We start from the raw sequence: 25,712 nt of genomic DNA on the forward strand, positions 1-25,712 counted from the left end.
GTCCTTGAAGCTACTTGCGGAGAATTGAATCGAGTGCGGCGCCGACGGCCTGGAGGTGTGCTTCCATGGCGGTCCTGGCGTCGTCGGCCGAGCCGGCCTCCAGAGCTGCGAGGATTCGCTGGTGCTCGAGATCGGAGGCATGCCGGCGATCAGCCATCATGTTGAGCGTCTCGGACTGGTGGGCGAGTGCGCCGCGGATCTCCGCCACCACAGATGCAAAGACCTTGTTGCCGCTGGCCCGGGCGATGGTTTCGTGGAAGCTGGAATCCAGCGCAACCCAGGATTCCGGGTCCGTTTCCGCTGCCATTTCCTCGACGAGGCCGCGTAGCATATCCAGTTCTTCAGCGGTGCGCCGCACTGCGGCGAGACTGGCCGCTGGAACCTCGATGTGCGGGCGCGCCTCGGTGAGATCGCGCGCCGAGTATCCGCCCAGAGTGAGGTCGTTGGCCACAGCGTCGGCGACCACGAACGTGCCCTTGCCCGTCTTGGTGACTGTCAGTCCCAGTGCGGTGCAGGAGCGAAGGGCCTCACGAACCACGGACCGGCTTACGCCGTATTCCTGGGCAAGAGCCGCTTCCGAACTGAGCTTGGTACCGACGGGGAGCCGACCCGACTCGATCTCGGACCGGAGCTCATTGAAGAGAGCCTCTGCGGCACCTAAGCGAGCAAGCGGACGGGAAGGTTGTCCTGCTGTCTGGCTGTCTGACAGGTTCACAGTAGCAATATGGCATCCGTCACAAGAGCTGTCAAACCGGCCTTGCTACGTCAGAGCAGGTTGGAGAAGCACTTTGTACGTCACCGTCCGGATGCCTGGGCGAGAGTCCCAGGAAGTTCCACCGCATAGAACCGGCGCGGGTCCTGCAAGAGCGCCGGGTACTCGAAGTCGGTCCTTCGCAGCCAGCCGGACAGGGCAATCGGGCGCCGCGCGGTCGGCGGGGGCGCGGCGTCGTCGTCGTCGTTCTCCGGCTCCACGGGATCAAGCGCCAGCGGACCAAGTGTGCCCACCTGCAGGCGGGCACCCCCTTCGACAACGACGCCGGCGGGGTCGCCCTCGCGCGCCAGCTCAGTGAAAGCGGTGTACTGGCGCGTCCATTTCGGTACCGCCCTGCCGGCCGGCGGATGGGCGGGAAGCTGCAGGGCATCGCCGTGGTCAGTGTCCAGCGGGCCATGCCAGATCCAGAGGCGCTCGCCGAGCGGTTCGACCGGGATCAGTTCCTCCTCGGGTTCAGGCCAGTTGTAGGGCAGGTCATCCGGTGTCCCGGGAAAGCGGTCGCGGTAGAACTCCGGCGCCTTCTGGATCAGGTTGGACTGGTGGCTGACGTGCACCTCCGCGTTGCCTAGCCACGGGGGCATCGCCGGTTCGGGCCCGCTGCCGGCCAGATAGGCAGCCGCTGTATCCGGCGCGAACTCACTGATCAGTGGCGCGGTGCTGTCCGCGTGGCCCCGGGAAACCCACTCCCGGACCATCGCCAGGCCGTACACCGTGAGTGCGGGAACGTACCCCATCCACATGCGCGTGACCGGATGGCTGCGCCAGCCGTAGTCGGGGAGCACCAGCGCACGCAGGATCTGCAGTGTCTCCACCCGCTGTTTGCCGAGCCTGGCCTGGTCGAGGACGGCAGCGCTGGCTTCGAAATCCGGGTACGGCAGGAAGGTCTGCATTTCGCCAGTGTGTCACACAGAAGGCCGAATGCTAAGCCTGCTTGGTAATCGCCGGTGTTGTTCCCTACCGTGCGGCGTAGGACGTCCGGCGCCGGTCGGGGAGGCGACGATGGAGCTCAATCGCCTCGCTGTAGTAGGACACCAGCTGCTCGCACAACACCGGCCAGGTACGGCCCTGCACGGCGTTGTACGCGGCGCGGCCGAATGCCCGGCGCTTCGTATCGTCTCCGAGCAGGTCCATGACAGCGGCGTGCAGCTGGTCAAGCTCGCCCGGAGGGTAGACCCAGCCGGTGCGTGATGAGTCAACCAGGTCCAGCGGACCACCGCGGCCAACCGCAACCACGGGCACGCCGGACGCCATGGCTTCCTGAATGGTCTGGCAGAACGTCTCCGATTCACCTGGATGGACGAAGATGTCGAAGGAGGCCATCATCCGCGCCAGTTCGTCACCGGACTGGAATCCCGCGAAGTACGCACCGGGCAGCTTCTGCTTCAGCGAGTCCTTCTCCGGTCCCGAGCCGACGATGACAAGCCGAGTTCCGGGAATGGCATCGAGGCCTGCAAGGTCCTCCACCTGCTTTTCAGCAGCGAGCCGGCCCACGTAGCCGATGATCTTCGAGCCGAGGGGCGCAATGGAGCGGCGCCACTGCCCGTCGCGCTTGGCCGGTGTGAAGCGGCGGGTATCCACTCCCCGCCGCCACAGCCTCAGCCGCGGCAGGTCATGGGATTCCAGCTGGTTAAGGGCGAACGACGACGGCGCCAGCGTCAGCGTCGACGCCCGGTGGATGTTCTCCACCCGCTGCCACAGCACGTTCTCAAGCCATGGCACCCCATAACGTGCGGCATATGCCGGAATCTCCGTCTGGTAGACCGACACCGTGGGAATTCCGAGCTGCCCGGCTGCCTGGACGGCCCGCCAGCCCAGGACGAACGGTGAGGCGACATGAACAACGTCGGGGGAGAAGTCGACAAGGATGCGCCGGACCCGCGCCACCGTTCCGGCGGCGAGCCGCACATTGGAGTACCCGGTGAGCGGCACCGAAGGCAGGGTGATTACCGGGAAGCCTTCAACGGTTCCGGGGGCCTGGCTGTCCAGCCAGGGCGACTTGTCCAACCAGGACGACGCCGGCGCAATGACCAGCGCGTCATCCCCCCTTCGCCTGAGGTGAGCCAGCACCTTCAGCAGGGAGTGCGTTACCCCGTTCATGTGCGGAAGGAAGGATTCTGCAACCACGGCAACTCTCACCCTTCCGATACTTCCAGCGCCGTCTGTGCACCCGGCGTGCAGGAGGTGGACCGTCGGTTAACTCTGGGTCAGGAAGGGGTGTACAGCTCGCCCACCGGTATGGACACGTCCACCCGGTTATCCGGCCCGGGGAGGGGGCAGGCCCAGGCCTCGTCGTAGGCGCAGGAGGGGTTGTATGCGAAGTTGAGGTCGATGATCAGGCGCCCGTCCCGTTCCCCGAGGTGCGCACCCTTGATCGTGTCCAGCACGTACCGTCCGCCGCCGTAGCTTCCGCCCGAAGCACCGGATGAGCCATCGCGCAGGGGGAGGAACAGGCCGCCGCCATAGGACCGGAGGCGCCACAACGCCAGCCGGCCCACGCCGTCGAGAGTTACCGTGCCGAGCCGCTCGAACGGCACTATGCCGTCGGTTCCGGTACGAACCTCCATGAGCTGGCCGGCGCCGTCGTCGTCGATCACGGCTTCGAAGCGGAAATCGGGGTTGTAGGCGGCGACGGCCAGGCTGGTGAAGGATGAACGTACGTGGGCGGGAAGCGGGGACGCCGGATGATGCGCAAACAGCCGGTCGCGTTCGGTGCGCCAGTGGGCGTGCGCGAGGGCGGGCGAGCCGGTAGCTGCAGCGGATCGGACTTCCTGGTACAGGGCGAAAACGCGGCGGCGCCAATCGGCAGTGGCCAGGACAGCAGCGGCATGCGACATAAAGCCAGACTAACTGTTGCCTGGGCGTACTGTACCTAGGGTGACAATTGCGCTTTTCATCCTGGTTCTGGGGCTCATTCTGGTGGGAGCCGTTGCCCAGAGGATCGCCGGGCTGGGATTTGCGCTGCTCGTTTCGCCCTTCCTGGTGTTGATCCTCGGTCCGCACGAAGGCGTATTGCTCATCAACATCTGCGGCGTGGTGTCCTCCACCCTGATCGTTCCCCGCGTGTGGAAGGACATTGACTGGAGCATGTTCCGCTGGCTCACGCTGCCGGCTTTCATCGGCACGGTCTCGGGGTCATTCGCTGCCGTCAACCTGCCCAGCGCGCCGCTCGCGGTGACGGTGGGCGCCGTCGTGCTTGTGGCCCTGACGGCATCGCTGGTCATGCAGCGGACATCGGTGGTCGTGACGGGTAACCGGGCAAAGGCCATTGCGGGCGTGTCTGCTGGCCTGACCAACGCCATGGCCGGCGTCGGCGGGCCTGCGGTGAGCGCCTACGCGTTGCTTTCGCGGTGGCCGCAACGTCCGTTCGCGGCCACACTGCAGCCGTTCTTCGCATCGACCGGAGCTGCGGCTGTGCTGGTCAAGCTGCTGATCGACCCCGGGCAGGTACCGCCCCTCGCTACCTGGATGTGGGTGGTCATACCCATCACCATCGTGTTGGGCATCCTCGCGGGGGAGCAGCTTTCCCGCTACATCCATGATCGGCACGCACGGTTTGCGGTGATCGTGATCGCATTCCTAGGTGCGGCGACGGCGTTCACCAAGGGCCTCATGGACCTGCTCGGCTGAACTCGGTGCAGGCCGCCGCGTGCCCGCCTGCCTTCCGCGTGAGGCACCTCGCCCGAGTCGTTGAATGGCTGCTCGCCCCACCGGTGGCACCATGGAAGAGATGAAACTCGCCGTCAAGCCCCGAGCTTTGCCCATGCCGCTATGGCTGCAGGGCGCCTTCGAACTGGGGCAGGCTGCGCTCATCTCCGCCCTGATCGCCCTTGCGCCGGTGGCCGCGGTGTGGCTTACAGGCGGCATCGCCGGACGGGACGCGCCGGCAGTCGCGCAGCTTGGGGCGCAGGCCTGGCTGGTCATGCATGGTGTGCCGCTCCAGATCCACCGTGCCGACGGCGATTCCGGGATGCTCTGGGCGGTACCGTTGGCGCTTGCGCTGATTCCGTTTCTTCTGGCCTGGCGTGCCGGCCGAAGGCTCGCGCGCGCGTCCTACACTGACCAGCTGTGGCAGGCGTTCCTGGGAGCCTTCGCCGTGTACACGGCCGTCGGTGTCGGGGCTGCCCACCTGGCCGACGACGGCGCAACCTCGGCCTCGTTGGCGGCCGGTGCGTCCGTGCCGCTCATCGCGGCGGGATTCGGCATGGTGATCGGTGCGTACCGCGAGGCAGGCTCCTGGGGAAGGTTGATCGGCGTCGACCTGGCCGACTGGATCGCCGCAACCAGCCAGCATTCCAGGTGGGCCGGATCGTACGTCTGGTCTGCCATCCGCGCGGCGTTCCTCGCCGTCATCGCTGCCCTCGGGCTTTCCGCGCTTCTCCTGGCGGTCACGCTCGCCATACACTGGGCCGCCATCGCCACCATCTATGAGCGGCTCGACGCCGGAATCGTTGGCAGCGCCGTAGTGACCCTCGGCCAGCTCGGGTTCCTGCCCAACCTTGTTGTCTGGACCTTGGCGTGGTCCTCGGGGGCCGGCTTCGCCCTCGGCGCCGGCAGCTCCATCTCGCCGTTGGCGACCACGGCAGGGCCGCTTCCGGCCCTGCCGATCCTCGGCGCTGTGCCCTCAGGAACACTTGAATTCGGGATGGCCGCACTGGCATTGCCGGTGGCTGCCGGCCTACTCGCCGGCTGGTGGTTCTTCCGGGAAGGCGAGAACCACCTCGATGAGTGGCTGCAACTGAAGGTCGAAGCCCGCTGGTTCACCGCGGCAGCGTCCACGCTGATCCTCGGACTCTTCGTCGGCGCCCTGGCGGGACTGGCGGCGTTCCTGCTCGCTGTGATCTCGCGGGCGACGCTGTCTGTGGGACGGTTCGTGGACCTCGGGCCTGACCCGCTGTGGACGGGCGTCTGGATAGCAGTGGAAGTGGCTGTCGGCGTCGTCGTTGGCTATGCAGCGGGACCGCTGCTGGAGCGCGAGCCCCGCCGGGGGTAGTCGGGCCGGCGACAGTCAGCGCGACTCGAGAAGCTTCTTCAGGTTCCGTAGATCGGCAGTGTTGGCTTTGCCCATTGACCGTCCCACCAGCGGAGCCATCAGGCGGGAAAACCCTCTGGGTTCGCCGTTGTTGCGCAGAACCATCAGCGTGGCAGCGGGACCGGAATCCTCCCAGTTGTAGGTGGTCTGCATCGGAAACGGTCCTTCAGCCGTGCGCATGACCAGCCGCTCGAGCGGCACGAAGTCCACAACCTCATAGACGTAGGAGAGGGCGCGCCCAAGGAACTTCGCCGAGAATGCAATCCGCGAACCCTCGCGGAGGATTGGCTCGGACTGCCACTGGGCCGAGTCGATATTCACGTACCACTCGGGTGCGTTGGCGGGGTCTGCTGCATAGGCGGCAACCTCCGCACGGGGCCGTTCGATGACCGCCTTGGTTACGACGTCGACCATGTGCCCTACTGCCCGGTGGAATCCGAAAGTGAGCGGGGTTCCAGCAGGCCGCCGAGGTCCCGCAGATCCTCCTCGCACTGGCGTTCGGCCTGGGAGGTAAGGGCCCGGGCCATGCAGTCCTCGTAGCGTTCAGTGATCGGCCAGAGCAGGACGGCGGCGCCCGTACCGAGAACCAGCAGGAGAGCCGCAACCAGCGCCGTGGTGGTGGCCATCCTTAGGAACACCGGCGCCCTGTGCCGCACGAGATTCACCAGTGCGATCAGACCGACCGTCAACGTGGCGATACCGAAAGCCAGACTCAGCAGCTTCCACGGCAAGGGGAAGCTGCTGCCCAGCAGCGTGCCGAGAAGCAGGAGCATGAACACCCGCAGCAGGGTTCGCGTGGACGCGACTTCCTGCGCAGTCGGCGCAGGCTTCGGGCGCGATGGAGCAGGGGCTGGATCGTTCATGAGTTAAGCCTATGGCCTCCACCAGTACCCTTGGACAATGCGCATTGTTGTCCTTGTGTCCGGTACCGGCTCCAATCTTCAGGCAGTTATCGACGCCGTTCAGGCCGGTGACCTGCCGGTGGAGATTGCCGCCGTGGGAGCGGACAGGCCGGGCACCTACGGGGTTGAGCGGGCAGCGGCGGCCGGGATACCCACCTTCGTGGTCGACTTCAAGCAGTACAGCTCAAGGGCTGACTGGAACGCCGACCTGACTGAACGGACCGCGGCCTTCGATCCTGACTACGTGATCTCCTCCGGTTTCATGCGCATCGTCAACCAGCAGTTCCTCGACCGGTTCCCCAACCGCTACCTCAATACGCATCCTGCCCTGTTGCCGAGCTTCCCGGGTGCGCACGGTGTGCGTGACGCCCTGGCCTACGGAGTTAAGGTCACCGGCTGCACGGTCATGATCGCTGACGCCGGCATCGACACCGGCCCCATCCTGGCGCAGACAGCCGTACCTGTTCTGGACGGTGACACCGAGGAAACCCTTCACGAGCGCATCAAGGTTCAGGAACGCGCCCTGCTCATCGAAACGCTCCGTGACCTCGCGACCCAGAAAGCATCGAGCGGGCGCTGACAACAGGATTCCGGTTGGAACCTTGCCGTAAGCGCCCGCCCGGTGCTATGCCGGTTGGCCTACCCGGCTTGGCCTAATAGGCCGCGCCTATTCTGTGGTGACCACGTGCGTGCGGTGGTCATAGACAAAGGTGACCTGCCCGCCGTCGTCGTGCTGGAGGGAGATGTTCCCGCCATTCCGGACGCCGTCGACGCCGTAGTTCTCATCCCACGAGCGGTTGATAGCGACTTTGTACTCGTAGGTGCCGGCTGGAATATCCATAGTGAGCCGCCACAGGCCGTCCTCACCGAGGCTCAGCTGCGCCTGGTCACAGGCCGGCTGCCAGTCACCGGCTGCACATCCAATCTCGGAGTTGAAGGCACCCGGTACGGAAACCGCGCCTGGCTGAATGACTTCCGGATTCCCGACGCTGACGGTCCTCACGTTCGACACTGACTCCCCGAGTAGCGCGCGGTACTGCAGGACGGTGTCGTCCGGGAGCCCGCTGATGTCATCGGTCACGGTGTAGGCCGGGGACGAATCATCCGAGCCGATGGCTTCCCAGGCGCCGCCGTCCACGCTTCGTTCGAAGGACACCAAGTTCGAGGCCTTCTCGGGATCAGCAACCGCGACGAGCTCCACAGAATCCCGGACCCTCGCGTTCTCTTCCGGCGCCTGCAGCATGATGAGCGGTTTTGGTGCCGACGCTTCGACAACCTCGCTGCCAGCCGTGTTACCCCTGTTGTCGAGAACCACCGCCCGGTATTCGAGCGGCGTTCCCGGGTCGAGCGCGGCGACATCGTGGAACACCCGGTAGGGAGCGTTGTCGTCCGTGCCGATGGGCTCCCACTCGCCGCCTGCGGTGCGCGCCTCGAAGGACACCTGATAGAAGGAGGAACCGGTGACGTTTGCCTCGACCAGCATGCGCCCGTTGTCGCCGTCGGCCGGCTGCGGTGTAGAGAGAGCGACTGCCGGGGCAGCTTTCGAGGCCGGGATCCGGCCTGCACCCTCGAAGACGACGGCGGACAGCGGCGGCACCGTCACTGTGACGGTCCCATCGGCGGCGGACTTCACCCGGTCCTGGCCTTTTCCGTATATGGACTTGAAGGTCCTGGAGGGTATGTAGGTCGGAATTTCCGCCGTCTGCGCAGCCTCGCTGTTGTTCAGCGCCACGACGTACTCCCGCTGGCGCTCAGTATCGATGCGGGAGAAGGCGTAGATGCCGGCGCCGTCGGCGGCGTACCGGTGCTGGTGAGCTCCGTTGCGCAGCGCGGGGTGCTTCGCCGTGATCTCGGCGAGGGAGCCGATTGTTCGGTACAGCGGGTGGTCCGGGTTGAAGTTGTCCTGGGCGTGCGTTGCTTCGGTGCCCAGGAGATCATCGTCGAGGTAGTCGGGAACCTGGCTGGCGAAGAGGGTCTGGCGTGCGTCCTGATCACCGCCCGGGCCGGTGAAGCCCTGCTCGTCGCCGTAGTAGACCACCGGGTTGCCCCGGGAGAAGTACATCAACTCGTGGGCCAGCTGGTCGCGCGCGAGGAGTTCGTCCTCGCCCGCACCGGGATTGTCCGCAGTGATGAAGCCTCCGATACGGCCCATGTCGTGATTGCCGAGGAAGGTGGGCAGGCTGTACGCGTTGGAGTCGGCGTCGGTGTACCAGTCGTCGCCCAGGAAAAAGTCCTGCAGTTGTCCGGCATCGGCGCTTCGGGAGGCGAATCCGCGCGCGGCTTCCTGGAAGGGAAAGTCGAGGACGGCCTGCATGGAGTTGCGGGTGGTGTACTGCGAAGTGAAGTCTTTGTTGGTGTCGAAGACTTCGCCGAACATGAAGAACTCGTCCTTGCCCTGCTCGCGGGCGAACTGCAGAACGTCCGGGCCGAATTCCTGCCAGAACTCGTCGTTCACGTGCTTCATGGTGTCGATACGGAACCCGTCCACGCCGAAGTCGGCGATCCACGTCTGGTAAATCTCCTTCATCCCGTCCACCACGACGGGGTGCTCGGTGAAGAGGTCGTCGAGGCCGAAGAAGTCCCCGTAGTACGCGTCTTCGCCTGCGAAGGTTGTGTCGCCGCGGTTGTGGTAAAGCCGCGGGTCGTTCAGCCAGCCCGGCACCTTGAGGTCCTCCTCGCCGGCTTCGAGCACGGGCGTGTAGGGGAAGGAGCGGGCCGCATCCAGTTCGGGGAAGGCATCGCTGCCCGCAACATCGCGATCATCGAACGGAACGCCCTCAGCGGTCCGGTACGGCTCCTCATCCTTGGAGACGTACGGCATCCGTGCACCCTCCTCGTAGCCGATAACGTCGGCGGTGTGGTTGGTGATGATGTCGAAGTAGACCTTCATGCCGCGCTCGTGCGCGGCATCGATGAGCGCCTTCAGCTCTTCATTGGTTCCGAGGTGGGGATCAATCTGGGTGAAGTCGGTGATCCAGTACCCGTGGTAGCCGGCTGAGTTGTCCTCCGGCTGAACCGCCTTGTTCTTGAAGCTCGGCGTCAACCAGATGGAGGTGGTGCCGAGGCCCTCGATGTAGTCGAGCTTGTCGAGCAGGCCCTTGAGGTCGCCTCCGTTGTAGAAGCCCTTGCGGGTGGGGTCGAAGCCGGAAACCTCCGGCTGCGGGCCCAGCCCGCCGTCGTCGTTGGCTTGCGTGCCGTTTTCGAAACGGTCCGCCATGACGAAGTAGAAGTTCTCGTCGGTGACGGGCGCGCGAAGGGACTGCAGCGCTTCTGCTGTCCCGGCATGCTCCGTCGTGGTTGGTTTGGCGTGAGCGGGAAGGGTTGAGCCTGTGGCGGCGAGTAGGGTGACAAGGGTGATGGCAGCGGCGTTGGGGACCAGCATGAGACCTCCGGTGGGAAATAAGCCCACTTAGAGTGACTCAGGTCACACCCGCTGTCAAACCTTCAGCGCTACCCCGCGGGTCTCAGGGGCGTTGAACGCCATCCACAGCACCGCGATGAGGACCAGTGCACCCGTGGCAGCGAAGGTGAGCGGTAGTCCCAGCAGGGGCCACAGCAGGGACCCGAAGATGAGCGGCACCAGGCCTGCTCCAACACGGGAGATCGTGGATGCCCAGCCGAATCCGGAGCCGCGCAGCTCGGTCGGGTAGAGCTCAGAGACATAGGTGTAGAGCACCGGAATGGCCACCTGGATGGTGAAACCGAAGATCAACAGCCAGGCCGTGGCCGCCGCTGGAGCGTCAACACTGAGGGCAAAAACCACCAGTACGACGGCGGACGCCGGGCCTGAGACGGCAAGGATCCACTTGCGGCCCACCCGCTCGACCAGCAGGGCAGCGGCAACCACGCCGAGGAAACCGATTCCGGTCATTCCCGCCGTCGTCAGGAACGCAACCGACTGGCGGTAGCCGGCCGCGATAAGGATCTGCGGCATCCAGGTGAGGGCGCCGTAGTAAACCAGCAGGATCGACAGGAACAGACCCCAGGCGGCAAGGGTGATCCGCCAGCTGTATCGCCAGAGGGCCGCGAACTGGCCGGTCAGGCCACCGAGTGTTAGGCGCGGAGTTTCTGCCGATGAGGGCAGGCGCCAGCGTCGGACGGTCCCGGCGGTGCGCTCGATGAGGTGGTCGATGACGGCCTTCGCTTCGTTGGTGCGCCCCCGCTGGACCAGGTAGAGCGGCGACTCGGGAACGGAACGGCGAACCCAGAACACCAGCAGTGCCGGAAGGACCATGACGAGCATGAGGTAGCGCCAGTCCCCGAAGGCTGCGATGAGGATCGCGGACACCACGCCGCACAGGGCTGCGCCGATCGGCCACCAGGCGTCCATCGCCGTCAGTACCCGGCCACGGTGTTTACGGGGCGTGAATTCGCCGACCAATGCGTAGTCCACCGGAATGCAGCCGCCCAGGCCGAAGCCGGCGATGAAGCGGAAGATGCAGAACCAGACCAGGTCGCCCGAGAATGCGCCGAACACAGTGAACAGCGAGAAGATCAGCAGGGTCGCAGTGAATGCCTTCTTGCGGCCGATGATGTCCGCGATGGAACCCCACGCGAATGCGCCTACGGCCATGCCGATGAGGTTGGATGTGCCCACCCATGCGGCCTGCCCCGGCGTCAGGTTCCATTCCTCGGAGAGCAGGGGAATCAGGTAACCGTTGAGGGTGACGTCCCAGGCATCGAACATGAAGCCCAGGCCACCGATGAGGAAGATCTTGCCCTGCACCCGCCACCGCCACGGCAGCTCCTGCACCACCTGGTCACCGGTGGGAAGTTTGGTTGAGGTACTCACTGTTCCGTCCGTCCTGACAGGGCCGTTCGGCACTGGTTCGCCTGATTGCGATGATTCAAAAACCTTACCGCCGGACACACCCTTCCGGACCTGTTTTAGACTGGGGACGATTCCTCAGCACTTATTCCACGGGAGACCTGCGTGACCTTGACCAACCTTGACCGAGTTCCCATCCGCCGCGCACTTATTTCGGTCTATGACAAGACCGGCCTGGAGGAACTCGCTCAGGGTCTCCACTCGGCGGGAGTGCGGATCGTGTCGACCGGGTCCACCGCGAAGACCATCGCAGCGGCGGGAGTGCCCGTCCAGCAGGTCGAGGAGGTCACAGGCTCACCGGAGATGCTCGACGGCAGGGTCAAGACACTGCACCCGCGCGTTCACGGCGGAATCCTCGCCGATCGCCGCGTTCCGGCCCACATGGACACGCTCGCCGAAATGGACATCGAGGCGTTCGACCTCGTGGTCGTGAACCTGTACCCGTTCGTGGAGACGGTGAAGTCAGGGGCCGCAGCCGACGACGTCGTCGAGCAGATCGACATCGGCGGCCCGGCGATGGTTCGCTCGGCTGCGAAGAACCATGCCGCGGTCAGCATCGTGGTTGACCCGTCCTTCTACGGCAGCGTTGTGCGCGCCGCGGCGGAGGGCGGTTTCGATCTCAAGACCCGTCAGCGGCTGGCGGCACGCGCATTCGCGCACACGGCGAGCTATGACAATGCAGTGGCCACGTGGACGGCGTCGCAGTTCCTGGACGAGGATGGCGATGGAGTGGTGGATTGGCCGGCCTATGCCGGCCTGGCGCTGGAGCGTTCCGAGGTGCTGCGCTACGGCGAGAACCCCCATCAGCAGGCCGCCCTGTATGTGGACAAGGCTGCCCCGATGGGTATTGCCCAGGCGGATCAGCTGCACGGCAAGGCAATGAGCTACAACAACTTCGTCGACGCGGACGCCGCGCTGCGCGCCGCCTACGACTTCAGCGAGCCCGCCGTCGCAATCATCAAGCACGCGAACCCGTGTGGAGTAGCCGTCGGTTCGGCGTCGGCTGCGGACCCGATCGCCGACGCACACGCCAAGGCCCACGCCTGCGACCCCGTATCCGCTTTCGGCGGCGTCATCGCGGCCAACCGGCCTGTCACCGCCGCCATGGCCCAGACGGTCAAGGACATTTTCACTGAAGTGGTCATCGCGCCGGGCTTCGAGCCCGAGGCAGTGGAGATCCTGTCCCAGAAGAAGAACATCCGTCTGCTGTCCCTGCCGGAAGGCTACGACCGGTACCCGACCGAGATCCGTCAGGTCTCCGGCGGAGTCCTCGTGCAGGTTACCGACACTGTCAACGCCGAGGGCGACAACCCTGAGAACTGGACGCTCGCCGCCGGGAAGGCTGCCGACGCCGAGACCCTCGCTGACCTCGCTTTCGCCTGGACGGCGTGCCGTGCGGCGAAGTCCAACGCGATCCTGCTCGCCCGCGACGGTGCCGCCGTCGGTGTCGGAATGGGACAGGTGAACCGGCTGGATTCCTGCAAGCTCGCGGTGGAGCGCGCCAACACCCTCGCGGGCGAAGGCAGCGAGCGCGCACGAGGCGCAGTAGCGGCGTCGGACGCGTTCTTCCCGTTCGCTGACGGACTTCAGATCCTGATTGACGCGGGCGTTCGCGCCGTCGTCCAGCCCGGCGGATCCGTGCGCGACCAGGAAGTGATCGATGCGGCCGAGGCCGCCGGCATCACCATGTACTTCACCGGTGCGCGCCACTTCTTCCACTAAGCCGGTAGGTTAGATACCCACAGCACCAGCAGTTTCCACTTCGAGTTGACCCCCAGGGAGACGCCTGACCATGTCCAAGATCATCTACACCCATACCGACGAAGCGCCCATGCTGGCCACATATTCGTTCCTGCCGATCGTCGAGGCATTCGCGTCGACCGCGGGCGTGGAGGTGGAGACCCGAGACATCTCGTTGGCGGGCCGCATCATCGCCGTCTTCGGTGACCGCCTGCCCGAAGATCAGCGCATCGGCGATGCGCTCGCTGAGCTGGGCGAGCTGGCCACCAAGCCGGAAGCCAACATCATCAAGCTCCCGAATATCAGCGCGTCGGTGCCCCAGCTGAAGGCCGCTATCGCGGAACTGCAGTCGCAGGGCTACGCGCTGCCGGACTACCCGGACAATCCGTCAACCGACGAGGAAACCGAGATCCGGGCCCGTTACGACAAGGTCAAGGGGTCGGCCGTAAACCCCGTTCTCCGCGAGGGTAACTCCGACCGCCGCGCGCCCCAGTCCGTGAAGAATTACGCGCGGAAGAACCCGCACTCGATGGGTGCCTGGACCGCGGATTCGAAGACCAACGTCGCGACCATGAGTGACGGCGACTTCCGCTCCAACGAGAAGTCGCTGGTCATGCAGGCCGACGACTCGCTGACCATTCAGCATGTGGCACAGGACGGAACGGTCACCGTGCTCAAGGACGCCTTCCCCGTGCTGGCCGGCGAGGTCATCGACGGCACGGTCATGCGGGCAGCTGCGCTGGACGAATTCCTTGCGGCGCAGGTGGCACGGGCCAAGGCTGAGGGAGTGCTGTTCTCCGCACATCTGAAGGCAACCATGATGAAGGTGTCCGACCCGATCATCTTCGGCCACATCGTCCGTGCGTTCCTACCCGGGGTCTTCGACACCTATGGCGAGCAGCTCGAAGCAGCCGGGCTTAACCCGAACAACGGCCTTGGTTCAATCCTCGGCGGACTTGAGAAGCTTCCGGAAGACGTCCGCGGCGACGTTGAGGCTGCGATCCGCAAGGGGCTCGAAGATGGACCCCGCCTTGCGATGGTGGACTCCGACAAGGGAATCACCAACCTCCACGTCCCGAGCGACGTCATCGTTGATGCATCCATGCCTGCCATGATCCGTACCTCCGGCCACATGTGGGGGCCGGACGGTGAGGAAGCCGACACGCTGGCTGTCCTTCCGGATAGCTCCTACGCGGGCATTTACCAGGTGGTGATCGATGACTGCCGCGCGAACGGCGCCTTCGATCCCACCACCATGGGAACGGTTCCCAACGTCGGCCTCATGGCCCAGGCCGCCGAAGAGTACGGCAGCCACAACAAGACCTTCGAGATCGCCTCCGCCGGCACGGTGCAGGTAGTGGACGGTTCGGGCAAGGTCCTGATCGAGCACGACGTGCAGCCCGGCGACATCTGGCGCGCCTGCCAGACCAAGGACATCGCGATCCGCGACTGGGTGAAGCTGGCGGTAACGCGCGCCCGTGCCTCCGCGACGCCGGCCGTGTTCTGGCTCGACGAAGACCGCGCGCACGATGCCAACCTGATCGCAAAGGTCCGCGAGTACCTGCAGGAGCACGACACCGAGGGCCTGCAGATCGAGATCCTCTCGCCAGTGAAGGCAACGGCGTTCACGCTTGAGCGGATCCGCCGTGGCGAGGACACCATCTCGGTGACCGGCAACGTGCTGCGCGACTACCTGACCGACCTGTTCCCGATCCTCGAGCTGGGCACCAGCGCCAAGATGCTCTCGATCGTTCCGCTGATCAACGGTGGCGGCCTGTTCGAGACCGGTGCCGGCGGCTCCGCACCCAAGCATGTGCAGCAGCTGGTCCGCGAGAATCACCTCCGCTGGGACAGCCTGGGTGAATTCCTCGCTCTCGCGGTGAGCTTCGAGCACCTCGCAACCACCACGGGGAACGCGCGTGCGCAGGTCCTCGCGGACACCCTTGACCGGGCAACGGCTACGTTCCTGCTCGAGAACAAGTCTCCAAGCCGGAAGGTTGGCGAGATCGACAACCGCGGCAGCCACTTCTACCTGGCCAAGTTCTGGGCACAGGAGCTGGCAAAGCAGACGGACGATGCAGACCTTGCTTCCGCATTCTCCCAGATTGCCGAGCAGCTGACGTCCAATGAAGACGCGATCGTGTCAGAGCTGCTCGCTGTTCAGGGCTCGCCCGTAGACATTGGCGGGTACTACCGTCCGGACATCGAGAAGGTTGTCTCCGTCATGCGCCCCTCGTCAAAGCTCAACGAGGTTCTGTCCTCCCTGAGCTAGTGCTTGCTTGCCGGAAGGCCCCCGACTGCGGTTGCGTGGTCGGGGGCCTTCCGCTTTCTCGGTCACCCCATCAGTAACTTTTGTCACAGGTGTTTACATACGGTTAGCAAGCATGCTTCCCTTAATCCCGAGAAACTGATCCGCAATGGGGGTGGAACCAGATGACTTGGCGCATTCGCCGATCTGCTGTTGCCGCCTTGCGTGTATCTCTTGTGAGTGTCGGTGGCGCCCTGGGTTGGTTGGCGCTGTCTGCCGGTGCTGCAACGGCCGACGACGGCGGCGGTCTCGGTCTGCTTGGAACCGTTGATTCAGTCGTTGAGACCACGACCGCTCCCGTGGCTTCTACCGTGGACGAGCTGGTTGCTCCCGCACACTCCTCAAGCGTTTTACTGCCCGCTTCCGATGTAGTCGCTGACATCCCGGATGTTGTTGGCCAGGTTAGCCTCGCAAAAACTGCCGCCCCCGCAACCGGGGTGATTGACGGCGTCGTGACTGAAGTGCCCTTGGTTAGGGACCTGGTTCTAGCGGACACCGCAACGTCGGTCACGCATCCTGTGCTGGTACACGTCGACACGGCGGTCGCTCCGGTGACCTCGACTGGGGAGAAGGCTATTGCTCCAGTCGTCGAGGCGGTTGTCCCGGTCGTCGAAGTCGTGGATCCCGCGGTGGAGGCCGTATCGCCTGTCGTGAAACCAGTTGTGGACACCGTGCGGCCCGTCACCGATCCAGTTATCGAGGTCGTGTCGCCCGTCGTAAAGCCAGTGGTGCAACCCGCTCCAGATCAGGTAACCGACCCGGCTCCAGCTGTCCTGGAGCTAGTTGAAGTGGGTGCTTCTGAGGCTTCGTCGACGGCTCCGCGTACTGCCGCGGAGGCGACGGAATCAGTCAAGGCGCTCAGCCAGGATGTACGCGGTAAGCCGTCGACAGCTGCGGCGACTTCGCCAGTCGAGCCCGCGGTCATTACCACCGGTTTCGCATCCGTGGCCGCGGGCGGGTACTACGCGCTCCCCGAAACGCCCTTTATCGTTCTTGACGGGTTGACCAGCATAGGCTCTTCGCACAGCTCGTTCGTCGGGGCGGACGCAGGGGCCGCAGCTTCGATCTCAGCCGGAGCAGGAAGCGGTGTACTCGCCGCCGACGTCTCTGGCTTCCTCAGCCTCGATGCTTCTTCGTCGGCAGGCCAGGTGGCGGCCGACCATGTTGATCTGCCGCTCGAACCAGCTTTCGATCTCGGTTCCACTCCTGATTGAGGGGACTTCTGCTGCCTGAAGACAGCGAGAGTCCTTGTGACGCGCACGCGTCACCCCTTCCTCAATCAGGAGAATTCAAATGCATACCTGCATCAATCGGGGAATCAAGGTATTCCTCTTGGCCGGGGGCATCCTTGTTCTCGGCGCCGGAGCAGCCTCGGCTGACGAGTCCGGCATCGAAATTCTGGGCGGTGTCGCTGCGCCCGTGAATGTCAGCGGCAACTCAGTATCGGTACTTGGAGACACTGCGACCGACAGCTCCGCGCCTTCTGCGGATGCTACCGCCAGCACTGATGGGCAAGTTGCCATCCCGGATAACAGTGCAGGCTCCCTCGTTGGGAACGTAACGGCCGCAGTAGAGGCCGCGGTGCCAGTGAACGTCGATGGCAATGCGATCTCGGTGATTGGTGGTTCGACCACGAGCGGCACTGTTGCTGGTACGGCGGAGGTCTCCCTGGACGCGGGCGCACCGGTCACTGGGACGAACAGCGACCTAGCAAGTGTTGTCGGTGATGTCACCGGGGACGTGGATGCCGCTGCGCCGGTGAATGTTGGTGGGAACGCGATCTCGGTGATCGGTGATTCCTCGACCAGTGGTTCCGATTCCGGTGCTACCGGTGGTACTTCGGGTGATGCCGGTACCGGTTCCGAAGGGGCTGCCGACGGTGGTCTCATCGGGAACGTTGTTGGTGATGTGGATGCCGCTGCGCCGGTGAATGTTGGTGGGAACGCGATCTCGGTGATCGGTGATTCCTCGACCAGTGGTTCCGATTCCGGTGCTACCGGTGGCACCTCCGGTGATGCCGGTACCGGTTCCGAAGGGGCTGCCGACGGTGGTCTCATCGGGAACGTTGTTGGTGATGTGGATGCCGCTGCGCCGGTGAATGTTGGTGGGAACGCGATCTCGGTGATTGGTGATTCCTCGACCAGTGGTTCCGATTCCGGTGCTACCGGTGGTACTTCGGGTGATGCCGGTACCGGTTCCGAAGGGGCTGCCGACGGTGGTCTCATCGGGAACGTTGTTGGTGATGTGGATGCTGCTGCGCCGGTGAATGTTGGTGGGAACGCGATCTCGGTGATCGGTGATTCCTCGACCAGTGGTTCCGATTCCGGTGCTACCGGTGGTACTTCGGGTGATGCCGGTACCGGTTCCGAAGGGGCTGCCGACGGTGGTCTCATCGGGAACGTTGTTGGTGATGTGGATGCCGCTGCGCCGGTGAATGTTGGTGGGAACGCGATCTCGGTGATCGGTGATTCCTCGACCAGTGGTTCCGATTCCGGTGCGACCGGTGGTACTTCGGGTGATGCCGGTACCGGTTCCGAAGGGGCTGCCGATGGTGGTCTCATCGGGAACGTTGTTGGTGATGTGGATGCCGCTGCGCCGGTGAATGTTGGTGGGAACGCGATCTCGGTGATTGGTGATTCCTCGACCAGTGGTTCCGATTCCGGTGCTACCGGTGGTACTTCGGGTGATGCCGGTACCGGTTCCGAAGGGGCTGCCGATGGTGGTCTCATCGGGAACGTTGTTGGTGATGTGGATGCCGCTGCACCGGTGAATGTTGGTGGGAACGCGATTTCGGTGATTGGTGATTCCTCGACCAGTGGTTCCGATTCCGGTGCTACCGGTGGTACTTCGGGTGATGCCGGTACCGGTTCCGAAGGGGCTGCCGATGGTGGTCTCATCGGGAACGTTGTTGGTGATGTGGATGCCGCTGCACCGGTGAATGTTGGTGGGAACGCGATTTCGGTGATCGGTGATTCCTCGACCAGTGGTTCCGATTCCGGTGCTGTCGGTGAGACCCCTGGCGAAACTCCTAACGCACCCGATGCACCGGCAGAGCCCGGTGATCCCTTGACCCCGGGTACCCCTGGCGATGAAACGCCTGAAGGCCCTGACGCCGGTGCTGATGGCCCGGACGCTGGTGCTGATGGCCCGGGTGCTGGTGCTGATGGCCCGGACGCTGGTGCTGATGGCCCGGACGCTGGTGCTGATGGCCCGGACGCTGGTGCTGAAGGCCCTGACGCCGGTGCTGAAGGCCCTAACGCAGGCGCTGAAGCTGATTCGGGTGCTGGAGCCAACGGAGCTGATGCTTCGGGGAACGTCAACGGAGCCGCAACAGGCAACGCAGACGCCGTGATCACAGTTGCAAGCAGGGGAGCAGTAACAGGAGCAGCCGCACCCAGTGGTGCTTCTGATCGAGACTTAGCTAGTGGTGCAGCCGAAGCTGGAATGCTTGCTTCCACTGGGTCGGACTCGCTCCTTCCGCTCCTCGTACTGGCCACCGCGCTCCTCCTGGCCGGAGGACTTGCGCTGACGCTCCCGCGAACACGCCGTGCACGTGTTCACGCTCGGGAAGGGAAGTGAGCAGGGCCCCTCGAAGTAGGTGCCTCACGTAACAATCTCCGGTCGCATGCAGCGGGATGATGTGCTCGTGCTACTCGTTGAAGCATGAACTCGCACCAGCCCGCTGCATCGGCCGAAGAACGCAACGCCCGGATCGCTGTCACGCTTTTTCCCCTGTTAGTCCTGGGCGGTGGCGCGCTTGCCCTGTTCATGCCAAATGCCTTCACTGGGCTCGCTCCGGCAATCAATCCGCTTCTGGGGGTGATTATGTTCGGCATGGGGTTGACGCTCACGCTGCCGGATTTCGCCGTTATCGCGAGGCGTCCGATTCCTGTAGTGATCGGCGTCGTAGCTTAGTACGTGGTGATGCCGATGCTGGGTCTGCTCGTAGCTTTGGCGCTGGGACTGCCGGCCGCCCTCGCGGCAGGCGTCATCCTGGTGGGCTGTTGCCCGGGTGGCACGGCGTCCAACGTTGTTTCCTACCTGGCCAAGGGTGATGTGGCGCTCTCGGTGGCCATGACCACAGTGTCAACGTTGCTCGCACCGATCTTCACGCCGTTGCTGACACTCTGGCTCGCCGGGCAGTACCTACCGGTCGACGCCGGTTCGATGGCATGGTCGATCGTCCAGATTGTGCTGATCCCGGTCGCGCTGGGTCTTGCCGTGCGGCTTCTGCTGCCGCGATTGGTCGAGTTGGCTCTGCCGGTGCTGCCCTGGATCTCGGTGGCTGCCATCACCCTCGTGGTCATGGCCGTAGTGGGACAGAGCGCGGAAGCGATCTTCTCCGCCGGCCTTCTGGTTCTGCTGGCCGTGGTGCTGCACAATGGCCTCGGCTACGGGCTCGGCTACGCCGCGGCGCGGCTCTTCAAGCTCCCAATCCGCGCACGGCGCACCACCGCCGTCGAGGTTGGAATGCAGAATTCCGGACTGGCGGCAGGACTTGCCCGAACCCACCTCACGCCTGAGTCAGCGCTGCCGGCAGCTATCTTCTCGGTCTGGCACAACGTCTCCGGGGCACTTCTGGCAGCATATTGGCGTCGTCGGGGCCTGCAGGATGAGCTCGGAACGCCTGAAAAGGCGATCGTCTCCTAAGCGTCTCCTCGTCAGACGCCTGCGCCGTGGTTGTCGTTCGCGTAGCGCAGGCCAAGCTGTGCGCGTACGCCGTCGAACATGCGCATGGTGTCGAGGGTGTGCTGCAGGGGCATGGTGGGGCTCTCCAGGAGCCCCGCCTGGATGCAGCGCGTCACCTCGCGCAGCTCGTAGGAGTACCCGTTGCCCGCCTGCTCGAACTGCTCAACCCGTGGCTCCTCGCCGTGCGGGTGCACGTAGAGCTCGAGGGGATTGTGTAGCGGCGCGGAAGTCCTGAGCCAGCCCTCGGTGCCGGCCACGGTTGCCTGGCACGGCCCGGACGCCACCAACGACGACGACAGTTGCGCCTGCGCGCCGCTTGCGTAGGTGAGGGTCAACGAGTTCTGTGAGTCGACGCCGTCGACGTTCAGGAAGCCTTCGGCAGCCACCGATGTGGGGAATCCCAGTGACCCGAGCGCCCAGGTGGCGGGGTAGACCGTGAGGTCGAGGAGCGCTCCGCCTCCCGCCATGGGGTCCCAGAGGCGGGCAGCGGGGTCGTAGGCGGCGGGGAAGCCGAGGTCGGCCTGCACCCACCGGATATCGCCCAGTTCACCAGAGTGAATGATGTCCCACGCACGATTCACGCTGGGCAGGAAGCGCGTCCAGACCGCTTCCATCAGGAACACGCCCTTCTCGCGGGCCAGGTTAATCAGTTCCTCAGCCTCGCGGGCGTTGACCGTGAACGCCTTCTCGCACAGCACATGCTTTCCGGCCGAGAGCAGGGCCTTGCACGCCTCGTAATGCTGGCCGTGGGGAGTGGCCACGTACACCACATCCACCTCGGGGTCCTGTGCCAGCAGTTCGAAGCCGCGGGAGGAGCCGTCGTCGTAATGGGCGGTCGCAAACCCGAAGGTCTTCGCGAAGGCGCGCGCACGCTCCTCGGTGCGGGAGCTCACCGCCTGCAGCACCGCGTCGTCGAGCCGCGCGAGATCCTCCGTCACCTTGCCCGCAATCCTGCCCGTTGCGACGACACCCCACCGCAACGGCTTCCCGGTTCCGGAGAAGGGGGAGGGGGCGCCGGGCTCAGCGCAAGGAGGCAGCGGGAATCGGAGGCTCGAAGTCATTCCTACATACTTTCCGAAGGAAGCCGGCGAGTCCACCAATCGTTCAAATAGCGCTATGCCTTGCGGCCAGTTCCCGGTAGCGGGCAGCGTTGTCGCGCACGCCCTGCCGCTCGTCTTCCGTGAGCTCGCGGCGCACCTTGGCCGGAACGCCCGCAACCAGGGAACCGGGCGGAACCTGCATCCCCTCAAGCACGACGGCGCCCGCCGCGACGAGCGATCCCTCACCGATGGAGGCACCGTTGAGGACGGTGGCGCCCATTCCGATCAGGCAGTCGTCGGCGACCGTGCAGCCGTGCACGACGGCGCCGTGGCCTACGCTGACCCGATCACCGATGACGGCGGGGTACCCCGGATCGGCGTGCACTACGACATTGTCCTGGAGATTGGTGCCTTCACCCACGGAGATGGACGAGGTGTCGGCCCGGACGGTCACGCCGTAGAACGCGCTTGACTGCTCGCCGAAGGTGGCATTGCCGATGATCGACGCCGTCGGCGCCACAAAGACGGAATCGGGCAGAACTGGCGTGTGCCCGCCGAAGTCGATGATGTGTCCCATGGGCTTCAGCGTACCGGCGCCGCGATCCGGCAAGCCGGGCCACGGTCGCTCCGGAGTGAAGGGTCAGTCCTCCAGCACAACCGCCTGGGCAACGATGACGCGGTCGCCGTTGTAAGTCACTGACGGGGACCCGTGCAATCGATATCCGCTTTCCAGCGCCTCACTGACGCGCGCGCAGAAAGCCTTGTCATCAGGTCCGGTGAGGACGCGGTATCGCAGGGGAGCTTCGTCAGCCATGAGTACTCCAATTCATCCGGCGCATCGGATTGGTATTAATAGGGGTCAGTTGAAGCCAAATCAGTTGACGCCAAACAGTCGAAGACAAGTCAGTTGAAGACAACGGTCCGGGTTCCGTCAAGCAGCACCCGATGCTCGGCGTGCCACTTGACCGCCTGTGCCAGGGTGCGACTCTCGACGTCGGCGCCCATGGCCACCAGTTGCGGCGCAGTCCGGGCGTGGTCCACGCGGAGCACTTCCTGCTCGATGATCGGACCCTCGTCCAGGGCCGGCGTCACGTAGTGGGCGGTGGCTCCGATCAGCTTCACTCCGCGGGCGTGGGCCTGGTGATAGGGGCGGGCCCCCTTGAATGACGGCAGGAACGAGTGGTGGATGTTGATCGCCCGACCGATCAGCTGCGAGCACAGATTGTCGCTGAGAACCTGCATGTACCGGGCCAGCACCACGAGCTCAATGCTGTGCTCTTCGACCAGCTTCAGGAGCTGCTCCTCAGCAGCTGCCTTGCTGTCCGCGGTCACCGGGATGTGATGGAACGGCACTCCGTAGAACGCGGCGAGGTCCGCCAGGTCGGTGTGGTTGGACACGATAACCGGCACCTCGATCGGCAGCATCCCGGCCCGCTGCTGGAACAGGAGATCATTGAGGCAGTGCGCCGACTTGGACGCCATGATCAGCGTGCGGGCGGGCGTCCCCTCGGTATGGAGGTTCCAGGTCATGCCGAAGGCCTCCGCGACGGGTACCAGATGCGCGATCACGGCCGCCCTCGACGACTCGGTGGTGATTGCTACGCGCATGAAGAACGTCCCGGTGTCCGGGCTCCCGTACTGCTGCGATTCAGTGATGTTGCACGCCGCTGCAACCAGCGCACCGGAGACAGCGTGAACAATTCCGGGCCGGTCCGCACAGGAGAGGGTCAAAATGAACGACGACGTCGCATTGCCGGTTTCACCGGCCGGTACACCTTGAGTCACGCATCCAAGGGTACCGGCCCGGGAGAGGCCGACCGCGCTGCCGGGTGGGAGGCCGGCGTCACCATCCGACACAGAGGCCCGGTGCCGGGCAGGGCTGCGGCTACACTGGGACGGTCGCAACTGGCGTTAGGTGGGCAACCACCAGGAAGCGGCATGCGCCGTCGGGTTCTGTATGAACCATTACGACGGCGGCGCGCAGCGCCGACCACGGATCGCACGCCTGGGCCCTGGGTCAAGTTTTTCCCTGCCATGCCCGGCTTCCGAACTTCGGAAGCGTCAGGGTCAGCAGGTAGCCTGACTGTAGAAAGCCCCCTCATAACAGGAGCCTCCCGTGACCTCACCCTCCTCCTCCGTGGCCCAGTCCGTCACCAACTCACCGCTGTCCGAGGTTGACCCGGAAATCGCCGCGGTCCTCGAGAACGAACTGTCCCGTCAGCGCGACACCCTCGAGATGATCGCCTCGGAAAACTTTGCCCCCCGCGCGGTCCTGGAAGCACAGGGATCCGTGCTCACCAACAAGTACGCAGAGGGTTATCCCGGTCGCCGCTACTACGGCGGTTGCGAGCACGTTGACGTTGCGGAGAGCCTGGCCATCGAGCGGGTCAAGGCCCTGTTCGACGCCGAGTACGCCAACGTCCAGCCCCACTCCGGCGCGCAGGCCAACGCCGCAGCGCTCGCCGCAATGATCAAGCCCGGGGACAAGATCATGGGTCTCTCGCTGGCGCACGGCGGTCACCTCACGCACGGCATGAAGCTGAACTTCTCGGGCAAGCTCTACGAGGTCGTGGCATACGGTGTTGAAGCGGACACCCACCGCCTGGACATGGAGCGCGTCCGGGAGCAGGCGCTGGCCGAGAAGCCGCAGGTGATAATCGCCGGTTGGTCCGCGTACCCCCGCCACCTCGATTTCGCGGCATTCCGCTCCATCGCCGATGAGGTCGGCGCCCTCCTCTGGACGGACATGGCGCACTTCGCCGGCCTCGTCGCCGCAGGGCTGCACCCCAGCCCGGTGCCGCACTCCGACGTCGTCACCTCCACGGTTCACAAGACCCTGTCCGGTCCGCGCTCCGGCGTGATCCTCGCCAAGGAGGAGTGGGCCAAGAAGCTGAACTCGAGCGTGTTCCCGGGGCAGCAGGGCGGCCCCCTCATGCACGTCATCGCCGCCAAGGCCACGGCCTTCAAGATCGCCGGCTCCGCGGAGTTCAAGGAGCGCCAGGAGCGCGTCCTGGAGGGTGCCCGCATTATCGCCGAGCGGCTCATGGGCAACGACGTCACCGAGCACGGGGTATCGGTTCTCACCGGCGGTACGGACGTCCACCTGGTCCTCGTCGACCTGCGCAACTCGCAGCTGGACGGTCAGCAGGCAGAGGACCTTCTGCACTCCGTGGGTATCACCGTCAACCGCAACGCTGTGCCGAACGACCCCCGCCCGCCGATGGTCACCTCCGGCCTGCGCATTGGTACCCCGGCTCTTGCCACCCGCGGCTTCGGTGCCACCGAGTTCACCGAGGTTGGGGAAATCATCGCGGCGGTGCTCAAGCCGGGCGCAGACATCGAGGTGCTGCGCGGGCGCGTGTCCCGCCTCGCCGCCGACTTCCCCCTCTACCCCGGCCACGAGGAATGGTAGGGGCTACGCGGCCGATGAGCGCACAGATACTTGATGGCAAGGCAACAGCCGCAGCGATCCGCGGCGAGCTGGCGGAGCGCGTGAATGCGCTCAAGGCCCGGGGCGTGACTCCGGGTCTGGGCACGGTGCTGGTCGGGGATGATCCGGGCAGCCGCTCCTACGTGGCGGGCAAGCACCGCGATTGCGAGCAGGTGGGCATCAACTCGATCCGCCGGGACCTTCCCGGCGACATCACGCAGGAAGACCTCGAGAAGGTCATCGATGAACTGAACGACGACGAAGCCACCACGGGCTACATCGTTCAGCTGCCGCTGCCGGCACACATCGACGCGAACGCCATCCTCGAGCGCATGGCGCCAGGCAAGGATGCGGACGGACTGCACCCGACCAACCTCGGGAAGCTGGTTCTCAACGTCAACGGCCGGATGTATTCGCCGCTGCCGTGCACCCCGAACGGAATCGTCGAGCTGCTGCTGCGCCACGGCATCCACCTCAAGGGCAAGAACGTCCTTGTGGTCGGCCGCGGTGTCACTGTCGGGCGGCCGCTGGGTCTCCTGCTGACGCGTCGCGCCATCAGCGCAACCGTCACCCTCGCACATACCGGAACCGTGGATCTGCCCCGGCACCTGAGTGAGGCCGACGTCGTCGTTGCTGCTGCAGGAATGCCCAACATGATCACCGCCGAGCACCTGAAGCCGGGTGCCATCGTGCTGGACGTCGGCGTCACCCGCGTTATCGATCCGGACACCGGCAAGGCAACGCTGACCGGAGATGTGGCGGACGACGTGGCCGACGTTGCCGACTGGCTCTCGCCGAACCCCGGCGGAGTAGGTCCGATGACCCGCGCAATGCTGCTGGCCAACGTGGTTGAGGCAGCAGAGCGCCAGGCGGACACCAGCGCCTGACGAGCGTGTCTGCCTGACGGAAGTGTCTGCGGCCCGCCGCCCCTTGGGGCGGTGGGCCGTCCTCTTCTATTGGTTTTGTTGGTGTGC

21 protein-coding genes and 1 pseudogene are annotated in these 25,712 nt (G+C 65.0%); 10 read left to right on the forward strand and 12 right to left on the reverse strand.

The window, feature by feature from the left end; translation table 11 throughout:
- Positions 1–10 precede the first annotated feature (10 nt).
- The 4 genes from GC088_RS03875 to GC088_RS03890 form a co-directional block, all read right to left on the reverse strand.
- A complete protein-coding gene (locus tag GC088_RS03875; protein ID WP_323960670.1) occupies positions 11–715 on the reverse strand; it encodes a FadR/GntR family transcriptional regulator in 705 nt (234 codons plus the stop codon).
- Between the two features lie 80 nt (positions 716–795).
- The gene (locus GC088_RS03880) at positions 796–1,662 is read right to left on the reverse strand and encodes an MSMEG_6728 family protein (protein ID WP_323960672.1); all 867 of its coding nucleotides are present in this window, start codon (positions 1,660–1,662) and stop codon (positions 796–798) included.
- A 64-nt stretch (positions 1,663–1,726) separates the two neighbouring features.
- Entirely contained in the window at positions 1,727–2,908 is a 1,182-nt protein-coding gene (locus GC088_RS03885; RefSeq protein ID WP_323960674.1) for a glycosyltransferase family 4 protein, read from the reverse strand.
- 68 nt (positions 2,909–2,976) lie between these two features.
- Positions 2,977–3,606 carry a DUF1684 domain-containing protein gene (locus tag GC088_RS03890; RefSeq protein ID WP_323960676.1) on the reverse strand — a complete coding sequence of 210 codons (630 nt, stop codon included), beginning with the start codon at positions 3,604–3,606 and terminating at the stop codon, positions 2,977–2,979.
- Between the two features lie 40 nt (positions 3,607–3,646).
- Here GC088_RS03890 and GC088_RS03895 point away from each other — a divergent pair, with 40 nt between their 5' ends.
- On the forward strand, positions 3,647–4,399 hold the full coding sequence (locus GC088_RS03895; RefSeq protein ID WP_323960678.1) for a TSUP family transporter: 753 nt from the start codon (positions 3,647–3,649) through the stop codon (positions 4,397–4,399).
- Positions 4,400–4,463: 64 nt separating this feature from the next.
- Positions 4,464–5,762 (forward strand): cell division protein PerM, encoded by a 1,299-nt coding sequence (locus tag GC088_RS03900; protein WP_323960680.1) that lies wholly within the window; start codon positions 4,464–4,466, stop codon positions 5,760–5,762.
- A 15-nt stretch (positions 5,763–5,777) separates the two neighbouring features.
- On the opposite strand, the gene GC088_RS03905 is transcribed toward GC088_RS03900, so the two are convergent.
- The gene (locus tag GC088_RS03905) at positions 5,778–6,215 is read right to left on the reverse strand and encodes an SRPBCC family protein (RefSeq protein ID WP_323960682.1); all 438 of its coding nucleotides are present in this window, start codon (positions 6,213–6,215) and stop codon (positions 5,778–5,780) included.
- A 5-nt stretch (positions 6,216–6,220) separates the two neighbouring features.
- Positions 6,221–6,664 (reverse strand): hypothetical protein, encoded by a 444-nt coding sequence (locus GC088_RS03910; protein WP_323960684.1) that lies wholly within the window; start codon positions 6,662–6,664, stop codon positions 6,221–6,223.
- Positions 6,665–6,701: 37 nt separating this feature from the next.
- On the opposite strand from GC088_RS03910, the gene purN reads away from it, so the two are divergent.
- Entirely contained in the window at positions 6,702–7,283 is a 582-nt protein-coding gene (gene purN, locus GC088_RS03915; protein ID WP_323960685.1) for a phosphoribosylglycinamide formyltransferase, read from the forward strand.
- An 87-nt stretch (positions 7,284–7,370) separates the two neighbouring features.
- Here the strand turns inward: purN and GC088_RS03920 are convergent, their stop codons facing one another.
- Together GC088_RS03920 and GC088_RS03925 are read right to left on the reverse strand one after the other, a co-directional pair.
- Positions 7,371–10,085, reverse strand: a complete 2,715-nt coding sequence (locus GC088_RS03920; RefSeq protein ID WP_323960687.1) for an alpha-amylase family glycosyl hydrolase — start codon at positions 10,083–10,085, stop codon at positions 7,371–7,373.
- Between the two features lie 54 nt (positions 10,086–10,139).
- Entirely contained in the window at positions 10,140–11,495 is a 1,356-nt protein-coding gene (locus GC088_RS03925) for an MFS transporter (protein WP_323960688.1), read from the reverse strand.
- A gap of 141 nt (positions 11,496–11,636) precedes the next feature.
- On the opposite strand from GC088_RS03925, the gene purH reads away from it, so the two are divergent.
- The 5 genes and pseudogenes from purH (at position 11,637) to GC088_RS03950 (ending at position 20,229) form a co-directional block, all read left to right on the forward strand.
- Complete coding sequence (purH, locus tag GC088_RS03930; protein ID WP_323960690.1) at positions 11,637–13,253, forward strand: bifunctional phosphoribosylaminoimidazolecarboxamide formyltransferase/IMP cyclohydrolase; 1,617 nt, start codon at positions 11,637–11,639, stop codon at positions 13,251–13,253.
- 70 nt (positions 13,254–13,323) lie between these two features.
- Positions 13,324–15,543: an NADP-dependent isocitrate dehydrogenase gene (locus GC088_RS03935; protein ID WP_323960692.1), complete on the forward strand. Its 2,220-nt coding sequence runs from the start codon at positions 13,324–13,326 to the stop codon at positions 15,541–15,543.
- Between the two features lie 161 nt (positions 15,544–15,704).
- On the forward strand, positions 15,705–16,793 hold the full coding sequence (locus GC088_RS03940; RefSeq protein WP_323960694.1) for a hypothetical protein: 1,089 nt from the start codon (positions 15,705–15,707) through the stop codon (positions 16,791–16,793).
- 79 nt (positions 16,794–16,872) lie between these two features.
- Positions 16,873–19,158, forward strand: a complete 2,286-nt coding sequence (locus GC088_RS03945) for a beta strand repeat-containing protein (RefSeq protein ID WP_323960696.1) — start codon at positions 16,873–16,875, stop codon at positions 19,156–19,158.
- Between the two features lie 84 nt (positions 19,159–19,242).
- Positions 19,243–20,229 (forward strand): annotated as a pseudogene (locus GC088_RS03950) (bile acid:sodium symporter family protein).
- Positions 20,230–20,240: 11 nt separating this feature from the next.
- Here GC088_RS03950 and GC088_RS03955 read toward each other — a convergent pair.
- From GC088_RS03955 to purU, 4 genes are all read right to left on the reverse strand, one after another.
- Positions 20,241–21,329 (reverse strand): Gfo/Idh/MocA family protein, encoded by a 1,089-nt coding sequence (locus GC088_RS03955; protein ID WP_323960698.1) that lies wholly within the window; start codon positions 21,327–21,329, stop codon positions 20,241–20,243.
- A gap of 43 nt (positions 21,330–21,372) precedes the next feature.
- Positions 21,373–21,885, reverse strand: coding sequence for a gamma carbonic anhydrase family protein (locus tag GC088_RS03960; protein WP_323960700.1), 513 nt, complete (start codon positions 21,883–21,885; stop codon positions 21,373–21,375).
- Positions 21,886–21,948: 63 nt separating this feature from the next.
- Positions 21,949–22,122 carry a DUF1737 domain-containing protein gene (locus GC088_RS03965; protein WP_323960702.1) on the reverse strand — a complete coding sequence of 58 codons (174 nt, stop codon included), beginning with the start codon at positions 22,120–22,122 and terminating at the stop codon, positions 21,949–21,951.
- Between the two features lie 89 nt (positions 22,123–22,211).
- Positions 22,212–23,093, reverse strand: a complete 882-nt coding sequence (gene purU / locus GC088_RS03970; RefSeq protein ID WP_323960704.1) for a formyltetrahydrofolate deformylase — start codon at positions 23,091–23,093, stop codon at positions 22,212–22,214.
- Between the two features lie 331 nt (positions 23,094–23,424).
- Between purU and glyA the strand changes: the two genes are divergently transcribed.
- Positions 23,425–24,720 (forward strand): serine hydroxymethyltransferase, encoded by a 1,296-nt coding sequence (glyA, locus tag GC088_RS03975; RefSeq protein WP_323960706.1) that lies wholly within the window; start codon positions 23,425–23,427, stop codon positions 24,718–24,720.
- Between the two features lie 14 nt (positions 24,721–24,734).
- Positions 24,735–25,625: a bifunctional methylenetetrahydrofolate dehydrogenase/methenyltetrahydrofolate cyclohydrolase gene (locus GC088_RS03980; protein ID WP_323960707.1), complete on the forward strand. Its 891-nt coding sequence runs from the start codon at positions 24,735–24,737 to the stop codon at positions 25,623–25,625.
- Positions 25,626–25,712: the final 87 nt, after the last annotated feature.

This window comes from Arthrobacter sp. JZ12 (genome assembly GCF_035189165.1).
In the GTDB taxonomy this organism is placed as follows: Bacteria; Actinomycetota; Actinomycetes; order Actinomycetales; family Micrococcaceae; genus Arthrobacter_D.